We start from the raw sequence: 16,944 nt of genomic DNA on the forward strand, positions 1-16,944 counted from the left end.
CTGCTTTTTAACCTACTTCAGTAATCATTAAATCTAAACCAAGACGAATCACCTCCTGAATTTCAATCTTAGATGTATTCACATATTCTACCAAAGCAAAATCTTCAGGAGCTACTTCATAGATCCCAAGATTCTCCATTTTTTCAATATCCCCGGCCATACACGCTTTTATAAGCTGCATTGGGTAAACATCCATAGGTAAAACTTCTTCCATCTCGCCTGTAACTACAAGAGCCCGCTCTTCACCATTTAAATTAGTGGTAGGCTTAAACTTCTTGTTTGGAAACAAAAAGGATAAAGAAGTTCTTGAATTAGAGTGAATGTTATTATATGTAAATGGCAACCAACCAAATGCCCTGTATTGATTTCCTTCAGGAATTAAGGTTACTTCATTAGAAAAGAAGCTTATGTGTTGATCGTAGGCTAATTTAAGTCCGGTAAGTACGTTTCCAGAAATGATACGCACGTCATCATCAACTTTATTGATAATGTCTGCCACTTCGGCTCCAATTATAGTAGAGAAATACTTACGGTTAGTAGCTTCACTTCCAGTTACTGCTACCGTCTTATTAGCTAAATATTTTCCGCTAAGGAAAAGATTTCCAATAATAGTTACATCTTCAGGGTTTACTGTCCAAACTCTATCTCCCTGATTAATAGGATCTATTTTATGAATTTGAACCCCAACATTTCCTGCAGGGTGTGGCCCCTTCACGTGGTGAAGCTCTACACCCTTGATGTCTTTTAGATATTGCGCTGAGCTTGCATCTACAGCCAGGTGTACTTTACCCGGAGTAAGTTTTTTAAGCGCATTTATCCCTTCCTGAAAAGCAGCTTGCTTTTCTTTTAGAATAAAGCCCCAATCTGGAGCTAAAGGCGCTGTACTTACTGCAGAAATAAAGATAGCCTTTGGCGTATCTTTAGGATCAGCTACAATATCGTAGGGACGTTGATTAATAAATGCACCACAACCGCTTTCTAAAATGCGTTGTTTTACAGCTTCCGCATCAGAAGAAGCAGCGTCCATTTTTCCAAAATCTCTGTAAGTGTCTTCAGGATCGGCCTCAATAATCACTTCCATGATTTTACGCTTCTCACCACGCTTAATTTTCTTAAGCGTCCCGCTAACAGGGCTGGTAAAACGTAATTCATCAGTGTATTTTGAAAAGAATATTTCATCACCGGCAAGGACTTTAGCTCCTTCTTTTAAGACCATTTTTGGTACCAAAGCGTGAAAATCTGGCGGTTTAATTGCGTAGGTTTTAGACCTTGGAGCTTTTACAAGCTCTTTTTCCGCCTCCCCTTCTAATTTTAGAGATAATCCTCTTTTAATTCGAATGTCTTTTGACATAGGATGGAGTGTATGTTAAAAATTTTATGTTTTGAGTCGTGCAAATTTAGGAATTTTAACTGCACTTCTCCCAAGAAAACAAAGATTTTTAAGTACTTAAAACTGTTAAAATGAAATGTTAAAAATTGCGGAATAAGATTTGTAAGTACATTTGCGTAGATTCTGTTTTAATGAAAAACTATTTTATATTCTTTTTTGTAACAATTTTCTCGCTAAACCTGGCTGCTCAGGTTGTAGAAGAAACACTTCCGCCCAGTTATATAAGAAGCGTTCAGCTCTCGGGAAATACCCAAAGCAATATGGGTAACCCTATTTTGCAACTGGGAGAACAGCTTTCTTTGAAGTTTGATGATATTATTGGTGACGAAGCCGATTATTATTATACCATAGAACATTATAATTACGATTGGACCCCTAACCAATTGGCAAAATCTGAATATTTAATTGGTTTTGATGATATCAGGATTTTTAATTATCTAAATTCTTATAATACACTTCAGCCCTTCTCGCATTACGAGCTCAAAATTCCCAACGAAGATACCGGCGGATTTAAATTAAGCGGAAATTATATGATAAAAATCTTTAACGGGCAGAAAGAACTGGTTTTTTCTCGAAAATTTATGGTTTACGAAAATATTGCCCGCGTTAGGTTAAACCTTAGACGTTCCAGGGATTTGAATTTTATAGATGAAAAACAAGTGGTAAATTTCACTATAGAATCTCCAGACTTGATACTTAAAAATCCTGATAATACGGTGAATGTTCTCATTACACAAAACCACAATTTAAAGACCGCAATTAAAAATATAAAACCGCAGTACACGGTGGGGAACGACCTGGTTTACCGTTACGATTCTGAAACCGCTTTTTGGGGCGGCAACGAATATATTCAGTTTGATAATAAAGAATTAAGAGCATCATCGGCCGATATTAGTTCGGTTTCACTTAACGAACTTTATCATCATTATCTATTTCCAGATCGCACCCGTGCCAATGAACCTTACACATACAATCCCGATATTAACGGGCAGTTTGTAATAAGAAGCCTGCCTGCTGAAAATCCTTCAATAGAAGCCGAATATGTTTGGGTTCATTTTAAACTTCAGAATTATTCTGAATTAAATGGTGGCGAAGTACATATTTACGGAGGTTTTAATAATTTTACTTTAGATAAAAGCACCCGACTTACTTATAATGAAGGAAACGATCTTTATGAGGGCGCAAGGTTATTTAAACAAGGATTTTATAATTATAAATATGTTTTAAAACGGCCCGACGGAACTATTGATGAAGGCTTTTTTACCGGAAATTTTGACGAAACCGAAAACTCCTACCAGGTTTTGGTTTATTACCGAAGTCCGGGCGCAAGATACGACCGTTTAATTGGGGTAGGTTCGGGAAATTCTACCACGATTACCAATTAGATTGAGAGATTAACCAACTCGTTACAAAAATGGCAGGTAGCAGATACGATTTAAAGTACAGGGGCACCAAATGTCTTAACTGTGAACATCCGCTGGATAAGAGTGATAAATATTGCCCCAGTTGTGGGCAATTAAACAGCACTAAAAAATTAAAATTCGATGATTTTTTTACAGAATTTTTCTCCGGTATTTTTGCCTACGATTCCCGTTTTCACAGCACCATAAGAGTTTTATTATTTTCTCCCGGGAAAATTTCTAAAGATTATATCCAGGGAAAAAGAATGCGGTATGCAAATCCTTTTAAATTTTATTTAAGCGCTTCAATTATTTTTTTTCTAATCTGGGGATTTGGGAATTCTTTTGATATAGAACCTATAGTAAATGATGACGAAATTGAAGAATTAGTTCAGGATAGTATTACCGGCCCAAATATGATCCCTACACCGGGCGGGAAAGAAATTAATCTAGACTCTTTAATTATAAATCAACAACGCAACGCCAAAAAACCTTACCGCGAATTTTATAAACCTCACGAGGAGCTGGATACCATGAGTTACCTGGACGCGGAAAATTTAAAATTTGATCTTTACTCAAGGTTTTATAAAGAAACAACCATTAGAAATGCCGAAACTGCAATGGACAGTCTTTCATATCCGCAAACCAGCTATAATCACTGGCTTTATAAAAAAGCGGTAGATTGGAATACCTTAAAGGAGAATCCTGGATTGTTTTTAAATTATTTTATCAATAAACTTCCTTTTATCATCTTTTTCTATTTGCCGGTTTTCGCACTATTTATCTGGTTATTATATATTAGACGACCTTTTAATTATATTGAGCATTTAGTTTTCACTTTTCACGTACAAACCACCTTTTTTATATTATTAAGCCTGGCGCTATTCGTAGATTACTTATTTCCGGGCAACTGGGCATTTATACTTTTCAACTTTATTTTTGCTTTTTATTTATATAAAGCCTTACGTGGTTTCTATTGCCAGGGGCGTGTTAAAACGATTGTAAAGTTTATGCTCTTAAACTTAATATTTTTTATTTTAGCAGGAATCGCTACAATAATTTCAATTTTAGCATCTTTTGCCATATATTAAGATATGATTCAACAAGTTACAAGAGGCATAAAAATTTCGGTCCACACCAATTTTGAAGGTACTTTTTTAAAGAACCTTGGCTCTCGTTTTGCCTTTTCTTATCATATAACCATAGAAAATCAAAGTAACGATTCCGTACAATTAACTTCGCGTTTTTGGAAAATTAAAGATGCTTTAAACAATACCGAGATTGTACAAGGGGAAGGTGTTATTGGACAAAAACCGGTTTTAAAACCTGGGGAATCCCATACTTACCAGAGTGGCTGTTTGCTTAGTTCTCCTTTTGGGTCTATGAGCGGTTACTACAATATGGTAAGCTTTAGCTCAACCCGTAAATTCAGGGTTAAGATTCCTACTTTTAAATTAAGCGCTCCATTTGCCTTAAATTAAATCCCGGGAAATTCTTTATTACTTAATTTTCCTTTTTCCAGATCTTTATATTTAAAATTCAATTTACCCGGTAAAAATTCTATTTGGGATATACTTTTGGTTTTCAAAAAACCGCGATCAATAATTAAGTCTATCTCCTTATCACCTTTTCCTGCAGAATGATGAAATTCCCATAGATTTTCAGCAGAAAGATTTTTTTCCTTTTGAAATGTAGAAAACCATTCTTCCCGAAGTTTTTTCATTGCCGAAGTATATAAAGGAGAGGAAGACCATATTTGCGGCTGAAGTGGTAATTCTTTAAAATGTTTCTGCGCTCCATCCCATACAAATTCAGCAAAAAATAATTCTGAAGACCAATCTGCTACAACTACTGTAAAGGGTTCAATATTTTTGAGATTGTAGTTTTCAATTTCGGTTTTAATATTATATGAAATCAACCAATCTTTCAAAACCACGCCCCTACTTTTCCTGTAAGGTTCTTCCCGTTTGTGCGCTACAAAACCACCATTCATTAAACATAAAACCCGTTGCTTTTCACTCACTCCAATCCAGCTCCCACCGGCCACTGCGTCTTCAGGAAAAAGCAATACAGTATCCTTTTCAGTCTTAAAACTGGGCACATAGGTTTCACGCGCTGTAGCTTCGTCCCTGTTAGATGTTAAAATGAAACCCTTTGAATTTTTTAAATGAGGCGTAAGACTTATGGTGCACATAAAATTATCTTAATAAAAGTATTCATTTTACAAAAATAGTTAAGCTTTCGTGAATGCGCTTTCATAAGGATTCAAAATCACCTAAATTTTTTACCTTTATCCTCACAATAATTAAAAACCAAAAAAAACATAAAATAACTATGGGAAAAGGATTTTTTCACGTTCCACAGGCGGTTAACGAGCCAGTAAAATCTTATGCGCCGGGAACCCCGGAAAGGGAAGAAGTTTTACTCACTTATAAAGACTTATACAATTCCAATATGGAAGTACCTCTTTATATTGGATCTGAAGCTATAAAAACCGGAGACACGGCAGATATTCGCCCTCCTCACGATCATAAACATAAAGTAGGAACTTACCACCGCGCCAAGAAAAAGCACGTTGAACAAGCTATAGACGAAGCTTTAAAGGCTAGAGAAAAATGGGCAAAACTGGAATGGGAACAACGCGCTGCGATTTTCTTAAAAGCAGCCGACTTAATTGCAGGGCCTTACAGATCTAGAATTAATGCTGCCACAATGATTGGGCAGTCAAAAAATATTTACCAGGCAGAGATCGATTCAGCTTGTGAACTATGTGACTTTTTACGTTTTAACGTAGAATACATGTCAGATATGTACAATGAGCAACCCGAATCTTCTGACGGAAACTGGAACCGCGTAGAATATAGACCACTAGAAGGTTTTGTTTACGCAATTACCCCTTTTAATTTTACCGCTATTTCTGGTAACCTTCCTTCAAGTGCAGCCCTTATGGGTAATGTAGCTGTTTGGAAACCTAGTGATAGCCAGATTTTCTCTGCGCAGGTAATTATGGAAGTATTTAAAGAAGCAGGTTTACCAGATGGTGTAATTAATATGGTAATGGGAGATCCTGAAATGATTACCAATACCGTGCTTGACAGTCCAGATTTCTCCGGAATTCACTTTACAGGTAGTACCGATGTTTTTAAAGGAATTTGGGGTAAAATTGGTAACAACATCAATAAATACAAAACCTACCCAAGAATTGTAGGAGAAACCGGTGGGAAAGACTTTATTGTGGTTCACCCAACTTCTAACGCAAAAGAAGTAGCTACGGCAATTTCCCGTGGTGCTTTTGAATACCAGGGACAAAAATGTAGTGCCGCTTCAAGGGTTTACCTTCCAGAAAGTCTTTGGCCAGAGATTAAAGAATTTGTAAAAACAGATTTAGAATCCTTTAAGATGGGTTCTCCAGAAGATATGTCTAACTTTATTAATGCAGTTATCCACGAAGGAGCATTTGATAAACTGGCAGGCTATATAGACCGCGCCAAAAAAGACAAAAACGCTGAAGTAGTAATTGGCGGAAATTATGATAAATCTGAAGGTTATTTTATTGAACCTACAGTTATTCTCACGTCAGATCCTCATTATACTACAATGGAAACCGAATTATTTGGCCCAGTAGTAACCATCTATGTATATGATGATAAAAACTATAGTGAAGAAAAGTGGAGAGACCTACTAAAAACTGTAGATAACACCAGTATTTACGGACTTACTGGAGCAGTTTTCTCTGGAGACCGTTATATGGCGGCAATCGCAACCGACTTACTTCAAAATGCTGCAGGTAATTTCTATATAAACGATAAACCTACCGGCGCAGTAGTTGGACAGCAACCATTTGGTGGTGCCCGCGCCAGCGGTACTAATGATAAAGCCGGTTCTAAAATGAACCTACTAAGATGGGCTTCAGTTAGACTGATTAAAGAAACTTTTGTACCGGCAAAAGATTACAGATATCCATTTTTGGGAGAATAATTCTGTAAAAATATAATTTCAAAAAGCCACAGTTTAAAAGCTGTGGCTTTTTTATTTTAATAATTTTTGAAAGTTTATTTTGTATTTCTTCCTGCTTTAAAATCCTTGCAGACTACTAATTTTCAGTACTTTATTAATTTTAGTAGGAAAAATCGTAAAATAAGTAGTTAATCGAATAAAACTTCACTTCAACGATAATCACTTAGAACGATTTTTTAAAGTAGTATTTTTAATTGTTAATCGACTTCACCCCAGGGACTTATCGTCTCAAGCCATTTAACCTTATACCCCTACGTATTTTTTTTAATCGGCTAATCCATTACAATTATGGGAAAAATACTACTCCTAATATTTATAATAGTTCCTTTAGGTATTTACGGGCAGGCCTGCCCCAACTCGCTAAGTATAAGTTCTAACAACGGCAAGGAAATTTGTGCGGGAGAAGAAGTCACTTTCAGCGCCACGGTAGATACTGGCAGTAATCTTAATTATCAATGGCAAATTAACAGTACGAATACAGGTACTAATGCCGCAGAATTTACCACAACTACTCTTTCACATAATGACCGCATAAAAGTTATTGTTACCAGCAGTGATGATGCAGAATGTAACCTTACCAGTGATTATATTCAGATGACGGTGAACACCGTTAGAGTAGGAAGCATAGTTATTGAAGCCAGTCCTACAGAAATTTGTCCCGGTGACCTCATCAGCTTTAATATAGCATCTTCTTCAAATACAGGAACCAACCCAGATTATCAATGGCAGGTTAATGGTGAAATTGAAGGTTCAGGCAATTCTTTTTCCGGAAACTTAGTTGAAGGAGACAACGTACAGCTTTTAGTAAGTTCCAGTTTACCCTGTACAGAAGATTTTTCCAGTAATGTTATTAGTGTAAGCGAAAAAGACGGACCACCGGCAAGTATTGGAAACATCCAGGGAGAAATAAGTATTTGTCCGGGCATAAGCACCACCTATAATATTTCAGCAGTAAATTTTGCTGATTCCTATATATGGGAATTACCTGAGGGTTGGGATGGTAGCAGCACCGGCACCAGTATAGAAGTGACCACAGGAAGCCAGGGAGGAGAAATTAGTGTAAGAGCTATTAATGATTGTGGGGAAACTGAGCAGACACTTTCTGTAAATGTGGAACCGGGTGCTCCTACTCAGCCGGGAGGAATTTCCGGCAATACTGAAGTATGTCCCGGCACCCCTGAAAGTTATTCAATAAGTGAAGTTCCAAATGCAGAGTCTTACCAATGGATTGTTCCCAGCGATTGGAGCGGCAGTAGTACCACTAATACCATTGACCTAACTACCGGGAATCCAGGCAATGCGATTTTAGAAGTAATTGCTATAAATTCTTGCGGAGAGAGTATTTCACGTGAGTTAAACATCACTGTGCAACCAGATATTCCTAATACCCCTGGTAACATTTCTGGCGAGAACCAGGTTTGTCCGGGTATTATAAAAACCTATTCCATTTCTCAGGTCCCAGATGCTGAAAGTTATAATTGGACAGTACCAGCAGGTTGGACAATAAATGGCGATGCAAATTCTAATCAAATTAGCGTAACCACCGGGAATTATGATCAAAACGGAAACATTAGCGTTACAGCTGTAAATTCCTGTGGTGAAAGCGAAGCAAATATTCTAGCAGTAAATGTAGACTATGGAACTCCTCCCCTTCCCGGTGAAATAAGCCTGCAAATAGGAGACGGATTTGAAGTGATTTGTCCTGAAAGTTCTTTAAGTTTTTCAATTTCTGAAATGAATGAAGCTGAGTCGTACACGTGGGACCTTCCCCAGGGCTGGACTATAGTTTCTGGTCAGGGAACACCACAAATTCAGGTTACCAGTGGGCAATATGGAGAGAGTGGAGAAGTTAGTGTTTCAGCCACTAATAACTGCGGCACCGGTAATTTACAAACCCTAGAGGTAAATATTGATCCACCTGCCCCAGTAATTGAGAATATCCAAATAACCGGGGAAGTTGAAGTTTGTGCAGATGCCACTCAATTGGAATATAGTATTCCCCAAATTAGCTACGCTGATTCTTATGAATGGTCATTACCCTCCGGTTGGGTAATTACTTCAGAAGAAAACACCAACAGTATTATTGTTAGCGCCTCCCCAACTTCAGGAAACATTGAAGTGTTTGCCATAAATGAGTGTGGTGATAGTGAGATAACTAGTCTGGCAGTAACAGCCGTAAACGATGTGCCAAATCAACCCGGAACTATCTCTACAGATTTGGGAATAGATGCCATTTGCCCACCTCGTAATGATATCTCTTTTAGTGTTCCTAATGATTCTGAAGTTGATTATTATCGTTGGATTTTACCTTCGGGATGGGAAATAGTAAGTGGCGAAAATACCAATGCAATTCTTGTGAATGTTACTAATAGCGCTCCCTATTCAAATGAAATAGTAAAAGTAGTCGCTGGAAATATTTGTGGTGAGAGCACTGAAAGTCAATATTCAGAAATTACGGTTTCTGATTTTGTAGTAACCGATCTTGGAGAAAACCAGGATTTATGTTCTACCACTACGGCCGTTCCAATAAATGTAACTATTGAATTTGGAGGTTTCAAAAAATTTAAACCAGCATTTTCACATAATGGATGGGGAAGCTTTACAAATATTCCACCTATTACAAATAATTATCCTAATAATTTTACTATTCAATATATACCAACTTCAGCCGATTTTGGTCAGGAAGTAACTGTCGTAGTGAATGTGCCAGAACCAGAAACCAATAAAAACGATCCCGATGCTTGTGGAGATGGTTATGCTGAAGTTACTCTCTACTTTGCACCAAACCCTACGGCCAGCTTCCTAACAGAGAATCATGATATTTGCGAAAATTCTACTACAGATATTACACTCTCAGGTACACCCAATACTCAAATCACCTATACTGAAAACGGAACCACTAAAACCATAGATTTAAATGAGAATGGAGAGGCCATTTTTAATTCCGGGAATCTCACGGAATCTACCATCTATGAATTAGTAAGTACATCATACCAGGAAGAACCCACTTGCGTTCAAACGCTTTCCGAAAGTCTTGAAATAACCGTAAATCCGGTTCCTTCGGTAGAATTAGTATATGAAGAATCTATATTTTGTGAAGATGATGACCAGGCTAAATCAGTGACTTTTGAAAATACCATCGGAGCGTATGAAAACGGAACATTTAGCGCTGAACCCGGGCTTCAGATTGATCCCGGCACAGGAACAATAAGTCCTTCCAGTAGTGAACCCGGTGATTACAATATAACTTATACAATTCCCGCAAGTGTAGGTTGTGAACTGGTATTAATTACCACTACAATGAGCATCAAGGAAATTCCTCAAGTAGACTTTAGCTATGAGACGCCTATGTGCTCGGCAGGTGATTCAGCCAAAGAAGTAACTTTATCGGGTAGCGGAAATTACCAAAATGGTTCATTTACGGCAGATGCAGGCTTATCTATTGATGCTAATACGGGAACTATAAATCCATCTGATAGCACGCCAGGAACCTACACGGTAACATACACTACTCCTGCTACCGATGGTTGTAATGAATATAATTTTACAAGTGATGTAGTAATTACCGAAATTCCAACTCCTGAAATCACATACGATTTCAATGAATTTTGTAAGGGTGATTCCTCAACTTTCACTCCTGCAATTACCGGAGGTGGAGCAATAACCGGAGGTACTTTTTCTTCAACCTCAGGTTTAGCGGTTAACACAGAAACCGGTGAAATAAATCCGGCAAACAGTGAACCAGGCACTTATACAATGACCTATGTCTTAGAAGCTTCAGCGGGATGCGAAACGGTTTCTACAGAAACTGAGATCCTGATTACAGAATTACCAACAGCAACTTTAAATTATGCCGGGCCTTTTTGTGTTTCAAATAATACCCCTCAACAAATAAATTTTTCGGAAGTGAGTGGAACTATTGCCGGCGGAACTTTCTCAGCTTCTCCTGTTGGACTTTCAATTAATGAAAATTCCGGAGATATTCTCCCCGGCTCCAGTGATCCGGGAAATTATATAGTTACTTATACTGTAGCAGCTGCGGGAGGTTGTGATGAAGTACTTTTAACCACTAATGTAAGTATTACCGAAGTTCCCTATGCGAGTATTTCTTACAATGCACCATTTTGCAGTTCCAATAGTGAAAACTTTCCTGTAAATTTTGAAGAGACACCAGAGCTTTATAAAACCGGAACTTTTTCTGGAAGTACCGGTTTAGTTATAGATAGTGAAGGGAATATTAATCCTGCAGCAAGTGCTGCCGGTGAACATACCATAACCTATACACTTCCTGAATTTGATGCCTGTGAACCTTCTGAAGTTACAACCACCATCTTAATTTATGAAGCTCCGGCAATTACCTCTCAACCATTTAGTGTAGGGATTTGCTCTACAGAACCCAGTGAACTTTCAGTAGTTGCAACTGGTGATGAACTTCAATATCAATGGTTCCGGGATGGAGAAGCAGCTTCAGAAGCTACCGAAGCCACTTTATCTTTTAATAATACCACTTCCCAAAACGCCGGTGAATATTATGTTGAAGTTAGTGGGCCGGCAGGTTGTGCACCGGTTACTTCAGAAAGCGTTAGCTTAAATGTAAATGAAGATATAATTATAGAAGAACCTGTGACCGAAGTGCCGATTTGCGGAGACGGTTTTTCAGAAGTTACGATGAAGTTTATTGCCCATGCCAACGGCGCACCACTAACTTTCACCTGGTATAAAGGAAATGCAGTAGTAGATGATTCCGATGAAAATATTACAATTACTACTCAACCGGCCGATGAAAACGGCAGGTATGCTGGTACTTTGGAAATAATCAATGTCACTACCAATTATAATGGCGACTATTATGTGGAAGTCCAGGGACCGGCAGAATTCACTTGTTCCACCGCAGTGACTAATCCTTTTCAATTACGTTTAAATGAAGTACCGGAACCGCCTACGGTAGCAAATTTTGAATATTGTCAATATGAAGAAGCTCCTGCTTTAAGCGTTCTGGCAGGTGAAAATCTTACCTGGTACGCCACCGAAACCGGTGATGATGCTTTTCCTGAAACTCCGGTACCGAGTACCGATGAACCGGGAGAAACCATTTATTGGGTTACCCAAACACCAGATGTTTGCGAAAGTGAACGTATAGCAGTAAGTGTAAATATTAAAGAAAAACCTGCAGCTCCCGAAACTACAATTGTTATAGAATATTGTGAAGGCGAGACAGCCAATCCTCTTGAAGCTGTGGTAGCGGACTCGGCTAGTTTAAATTGGTATGATGCCGAGGAAAATCTGCTTTCAGAAGCGCCCCTGCCCAATACTGAAAGTATAGGAATGTACCAATATTATGTCTCTCAAAGCTTAAATGATTGCGAAAGCGATAAAGTTGCTATTGAAGTCATCATTCATGAGTTACCGGAAGTTACCATAACTTCTTCAGAAACCCTGGTATGTGCCGCATCATTGGTAACATTAACTGTCGAGGGAGCTGATACTTATGTTTGGTACAATGAAGCAGATGAAGAAATTGGCACTACCGCTTCCCTGGAGGTGAATCCGGAAATAACTACTACATACAAAGTGGTTGGTACCGGAACAGGAGAATGTTCTACTACCGCTGAAATTACCATTGAAGTAGATCAACCCAGCGATGCCGGAACCATAGCTGGAGAAACCAATGTTTGTACTGGAAATAATTCGGGAGAAATTGCATTGTCTGGCATTAATGGTGAAGTAATTCGTTGGGAATTCACAGAAGATAATGGTGAAACCTGGGAAATTATAGATTTAGAAGAATCGGAAATTTCTACAAGCTATACTTATCAAAACCTTGTCACAACCACCGGCTTTAGAGCTGCGGTACAAAATGGAGTTTGTGAAGAAACTATTTCAGAAACAATTTATATACAGGTAGATGAACGTCCAATTGGCGGGGAATTAAATTTTGCAGGTTTCGACCGATTATATACCACTTGTGAAGATCCAGAATTTTTAGAAGACCTGGTTCTTTCCGGCCATACCGGGCAGGTAGTTGCCTGGAAATACAGAACTGCATCCCAGGCTTCTTTTCAAACTATACCAGGAGAAAACAGCAATGTCCTTTCTTCCGCAATTATTACCGGGTTGGTTGGTACCGAAACATTAATTTTTCAGGCAGAAATAGTAAATGGTTCCTGTACTAATCCAGTGGTAAGCAGAACGGCTATTTTAAGTGTAATCTCTTCTAATATTGAACCCGCTCCCGTAACTGTGAGTGAGAATTTAATTTGTTTGGGAGCCGATGTCACTTTAAGTGCCGAAACGGGTTATCAATCTGGTGACGGAGTAAATGATAGTGGTAATTTTGATAACGCTTCAATAAATCAACAGGGTTGGAGAATTATAAATTCTAATGGAGTTGAAGAAAACTTTGAAACCAGCGCAAACAACACCGCGCCCAACGTTTGGCGCAGGGTGACGCCAAGGGAATTTATTACAGCAAACCTTACATCCCCGTACAACACCTCCATGCAAAGATTTGATCACGGTTTAGATGATGGAAACAAAGGTTTCTCCCTGGTCTCTGGGAATAACACCTCTACTATGGAGACCAACGTATTTGCTTTAGACGGGCTGGACTCAGGCATTTTAACTTTTGATCAGGCCTACAACCTTACCGATGGAGCCTCTATTGAAGTTTTAATTTCAACAAATGGCGGTAGCACTTACACCTCATTATATAATAATAACGGGGATCCTTCAAGTGGTAATTATAATAATTTTGCCTCGGGAACGCCTATTTCACGACCTGAAAATAAAATTGAAATTGATGTGGGCGATTATATTGGGCAAAACAATTTAAGAATAATGTTTAGTTATGTTGGAGCCAGACAAGGCGATGTATGGGCTATTGATAATATTATTTTACCCGATGGACCACAAAATGTTGGAGTAGTTTGGGAAGACACTACAGATCCCGATACTCCGGTTATTATTGGAACAAATAATTCAGAAATCTGGGAGCCTACTGAAATTGGATGGAATGTCTCTGTAATTACCACAACTTTAGAATATACAGGCGGTTCTTGCGCTACTGCTACCAATAATGAAGAAATTAGAGTTTTTGTTTATGACCAATATACTTCTACCGTCCAGGCTGAAACCGGGAGCTGCGGAGTTTATTCTGCACAATTATCTGCCACAGTAAGTAGCGAAACCCAGGGCGAAATCACTTCCTATCCTACCCTGGATGGATATATTGGGAAATGGGTAGTAGAAGGGCCCGAAGGCTACGAATTTTCAAATATTGATCCTAACAATGAGAGCGACCCTATAAACAACCCGAATGCTATTTTCACTTCGCAATCGGAAAGTCCGGAAAGTTATACTATTACCTGGGTTTTAGAATCAACTGAAACCGACGAGAATGGAAATTTAATTGAAAATGAAGCTTGTTCACCAATTTATGAAGCTGCGGAAGTTGTTTTTGAAGATTGTATTGCCCTTGATTTTGATGGGTTAGATGACTATGTTGATTTAGGAGAAACCTATACAGGAAATTACAGTTTAGAGGCGTGGATTCGACCTGAAGCTTCAACAGGAACTATTATTAGCGGGCCTAACTTCGAAATTAATTTCGAAAGCTTACCCACTGAAATTAATACAAATTCCCGTTGGTATCATATTGCTGTTTCTAATAATACTCTTTATATAGACGGAATTGAAAGCGGTAGTTTTAACCTCGGAAATGGTGGGGAAAGAACCCTTATAGGTGCCAGCTGGAACAATACCACTAGTACTGCTGAAAATTATTTTACAGGCTGGATAGAAGAAGTCAGAATTTGGAATACTGCTATAACCGTAGAACAAATAAGGTTTATGATGAACCAACGTCTCTACAATAATGGCACTCAAATGGGAGTAGATATTCCTATGAATGTGCCGCAAGGATTAAGTTTTGCTGATTTAGCGGGATACTATCAGTTATTAGCTCAGGAGGAACTTGTAGCCGGAGGAACCACTCCCGATTTGGCACAAAATGCCATCCCCGGCAAACTTAAAAATATGGAAACGCTTCAGGAAAATACGGCGCCCCTCCCCTACACTTCTCGAATAGACGGTCAAACCTGGACTACTATTAATACCTGGACGCATTTTGAAGTTTGGGATGCACCAAACAGCACAGGAATAAATGGAGATCCAATTGAATGGAATATCGTTAGAACTTCTCACAATATTAATTCGGGAAATAAAGATATTAGCGTTTTGGGATTAATATCAGAAGAAAAAGAATTGGAAATTTCCGATCCCATTGATGCGATGGATGAATATAATAATGGAAAATTTCTGCGTATTACCCATTATTTGAAATTAGATGGGATTATAAATTTAATTGGCGAATCCCAACTTTTGCAGGATGAGGCTAGTATTTTGGAAGAGGCCAGTAGTGGTTATTTAGAACGAGATCAACAGGGCACCCGTAACAGTTTTAACTATAATTACTGGAGCTCGCCGGTTAGTGCACAAGGAAGTAGTAATAATTCTCCATATACCATTTCAACAATCTTGCGAGATGGCACAAATACACAAAATCCTTTAAATATAGATTTTAGAGGAGGTCATGCGGCAGCGGACCAGGCCCGAACATCTCCAATTATAATAAGTGCTTACTGGCTACATGCTTTTAACGGCAGAGCAAACCAATATGGAGACTGGGAACATATTGGAGCTAACGGGACCCTTAACACCGGCGAAGGGTTTACTATGAAAGGAAGCTCGGGTACGGCTTCAATTCTGGAGGAACAAAACTATGTTTTTACTGGTAAGCCGCATAATGGCAGAATTGAATTAAACATTGGTCCAGATATGAATTACCTGGTAGGCAACCCATATCCGTCGGCGCTAAATGCCAACGAATTTATCCTGGATAATCTAAAAGATGTTACCGACGGTAGAAATTCACAAAATGTTTTTAACGGAGTGGTTTATTTTTGGGATCATTTTGGAGCAGAAAATACTCATATACTTAGGGAATATGTGGGTGGCTATGCAGCATATTCACTAGCCGGCGGGGTGCAGGCAATTTCAAATGATTATCGTATAAATGCCAACGATGCCAAGGGGACAAAAACCCCGCAACAATTTATTCCTGTAGGCCAGGGATTTTTCCTAAACACAAGGTTAGATGAAGAAAATTCAGGAAATATTACAATAGCAGGAGGTGATGTTATTTTTAAAAATTCCCAGCGCCAGGGTGTTAGAGAAAATGTGAGCAGTTCAATTTTTCTTCAACCTCTTGCCAAATCAAAAAATATAAAAGCTCAGGATAGCGATGAAAGAGCTAAAATTAGGCTTAAATTCCATTCTCCAAAAGGTTACCACCGGCAAATTTTAGTTACCCGAGATGTTAATACCAGCAATGGTTTTGACCTTGGTTATGACGCTCCTTTAATAGAAAATAACCAGGAAGATATGTACTGGCTTATAGATTCCTCGAAAGTTGTGATTCAGGGTGTTCCCAATTTTAACACAGGTCAGGTCTTACCTATTGGTGTAAAAATAGCCGGAGATGGGTATTTTAAAATTCATATAGATAGTCTTGAAAATTTCCCTGATGAAATTCCGGTTTATTTGAATGATAAATTACTGGATACTGTGCACGATCTTAAAGAAAAACCTTATGACGCTATCTCTCAGCTGGGTAGAATTCACAACAGGTTTCAAATAATCTTTAAGAATATTAAAGCGATTCCCGAAATTCCAGAAAAACCTGATTTAAGTTCGACAATAGATTTTAAATATAATGACGAAACTTATGAACTTAGAATTGATAATCCTGAACTCATTGAGATATCTGAGGTTCATGTATTTGATTTAAGCGGAAAACTTGTCCAGACACATACCGATATTCCACTACAAAAACAGAACATTCTAGTAATAAATCCCGTAGGCGCCAGTGTTTATATTGTAAAACTAATTACAGCAGATGGAAACAGAAATAAAAAGTTTATTATGAAATAAGAAAGTCTTTTCTTACAATTAAAACCTTTCATCCTATTTAATTTGCATTTAATCTGATTTTTAGAGGATTAAGCTATATTTCTGACTTAATTTCTTGTTAAAATAGTTTTTTTATATGTAATTTTACCACTTGTAACATTTTAGTTG

7 protein-coding genes are annotated in these 16,944 nt (G+C 38.1%); 5 read left to right on the forward strand and 2 right to left on the reverse strand.

The genetic code is table 11. The features are described from left to right. Positions 1 to 7: 7 nt before the first annotated feature. Positions 8 to 1,351 (reverse strand): Na(+)-translocating NADH-quinone reductase subunit A, encoded by a 1,344-nt coding sequence (locus tag J0871_RS00110; protein ID WP_208222673.1) that lies wholly within the window; start codon positions 1,349 to 1,351, stop codon positions 8 to 10. A 170-nt stretch (positions 1,352 to 1,521) separates the two neighbouring features. On the opposite strand from J0871_RS00110, the gene J0871_RS00115 reads away from it, so the two are divergent. From J0871_RS00115 to apaG, 3 genes are read left to right on the forward strand one after another with little or no spacing between them, the layout of a single operon-like run. Next, positions 1,522 to 2,775: a DUF5103 domain-containing protein gene (locus tag J0871_RS00115; RefSeq protein WP_208222674.1), complete on the forward strand. Its 1,254-nt coding sequence runs from the start codon at positions 1,522 to 1,524 to the stop codon at positions 2,773 to 2,775. Positions 2,776 to 2,804: 29 nt separating this feature from the next. Next, complete coding sequence (locus J0871_RS00120) at positions 2,805 to 3,881, forward strand: DUF3667 domain-containing protein (protein WP_208222675.1); 1,077 nt, start codon at positions 2,805 to 2,807, stop codon at positions 3,879 to 3,881. A gap of 3 nt (positions 3,882 to 3,884) precedes the next feature. Then, positions 3,885 to 4,271 (forward strand): Co2+/Mg2+ efflux protein ApaG, encoded by a 387-nt coding sequence (apaG, locus tag J0871_RS00125; protein WP_208222676.1) that lies wholly within the window; start codon positions 3,885 to 3,887, stop codon positions 4,269 to 4,271. On the opposite strand, the gene J0871_RS00130 is transcribed toward apaG, so the two are convergent. After that, complete coding sequence (locus tag J0871_RS00130; protein WP_208222677.1) at positions 4,268 to 4,984, reverse strand: NRDE family protein; 717 nt, start codon at positions 4,982 to 4,984, stop codon at positions 4,268 to 4,270. The two genes, apaG and J0871_RS00130, sit on opposite strands and share 4 nt — an antisense overlap. A 140-nt stretch (positions 4,985 to 5,124) precedes the next feature. Between J0871_RS00130 and pruA the strand changes: the two genes are divergently transcribed. Both pruA and J0871_RS00140 read left to right on the forward strand, forming a co-directional pair. Further along, a complete protein-coding gene (pruA, locus tag J0871_RS00135; RefSeq protein WP_208222678.1) occupies positions 5,125 to 6,768 on the forward strand; it encodes an L-glutamate gamma-semialdehyde dehydrogenase in 1,644 nt (547 codons plus the stop codon). 327 nt (positions 6,769 to 7,095) lie between these two features. Continuing rightward, positions 7,096 to 16,797: a LamG-like jellyroll fold domain-containing protein gene (locus J0871_RS00140; protein ID WP_208222679.1), complete on the forward strand. Its 9,702-nt coding sequence runs from the start codon at positions 7,096 to 7,098 to the stop codon at positions 16,795 to 16,797. The last annotated feature ends 147 nt before the right edge of the window (positions 16,798 to 16,944 follow it).

This window comes from Salegentibacter sp. BDJ18 (assembly GCF_017579965.1).
Taxonomy (GTDB): Bacteria; Bacteroidota; Bacteroidia; order Flavobacteriales; family Flavobacteriaceae; genus Salegentibacter.

What these genes read in the sequence shown, in the direction of transcription:
- pruA (WP_208222678.1), top strand. Translation starts at nt 5,125, where the DNA reads ATGGGAAAAGGATTTTTTCACGTTCCACAGGCGGTTAACGAGCCAGTA.
- J0871_RS00130 (WP_208222677.1), bottom strand. Translation starts at nt 4,984, where the DNA reads ATGTGCACCATAAGTCTTACGCCTCATTTAAAAAATTCAAAGGGTTTC.
- J0871_RS00115 (WP_208222674.1), top strand. Translation starts at nt 1,522, where the DNA reads ATGAAAAACTATTTTATATTCTTTTTTGTAACAATTTTCTCGCTAAAC.
- J0871_RS00110 (WP_208222673.1), bottom strand. Translation starts at nt 1,351, where the DNA reads ATGTCAAAAGACATTCGAATTAAAAGAGGATTATCTCTAAAATTAGAA.
- apaG (WP_208222676.1), top strand. Translation starts at nt 3,885, where the DNA reads ATGATTCAACAAGTTACAAGAGGCATAAAAATTTCGGTCCACACCAAT.
- J0871_RS00140 (WP_208222679.1), top strand. Translation starts at nt 7,096, where the DNA reads ATGGGAAAAATACTACTCCTAATATTTATAATAGTTCCTTTAGGTATT.
- J0871_RS00120 (WP_208222675.1), top strand. Translation starts at nt 2,805, where the DNA reads ATGGCAGGTAGCAGATACGATTTAAAGTACAGGGGCACCAAATGTCTT.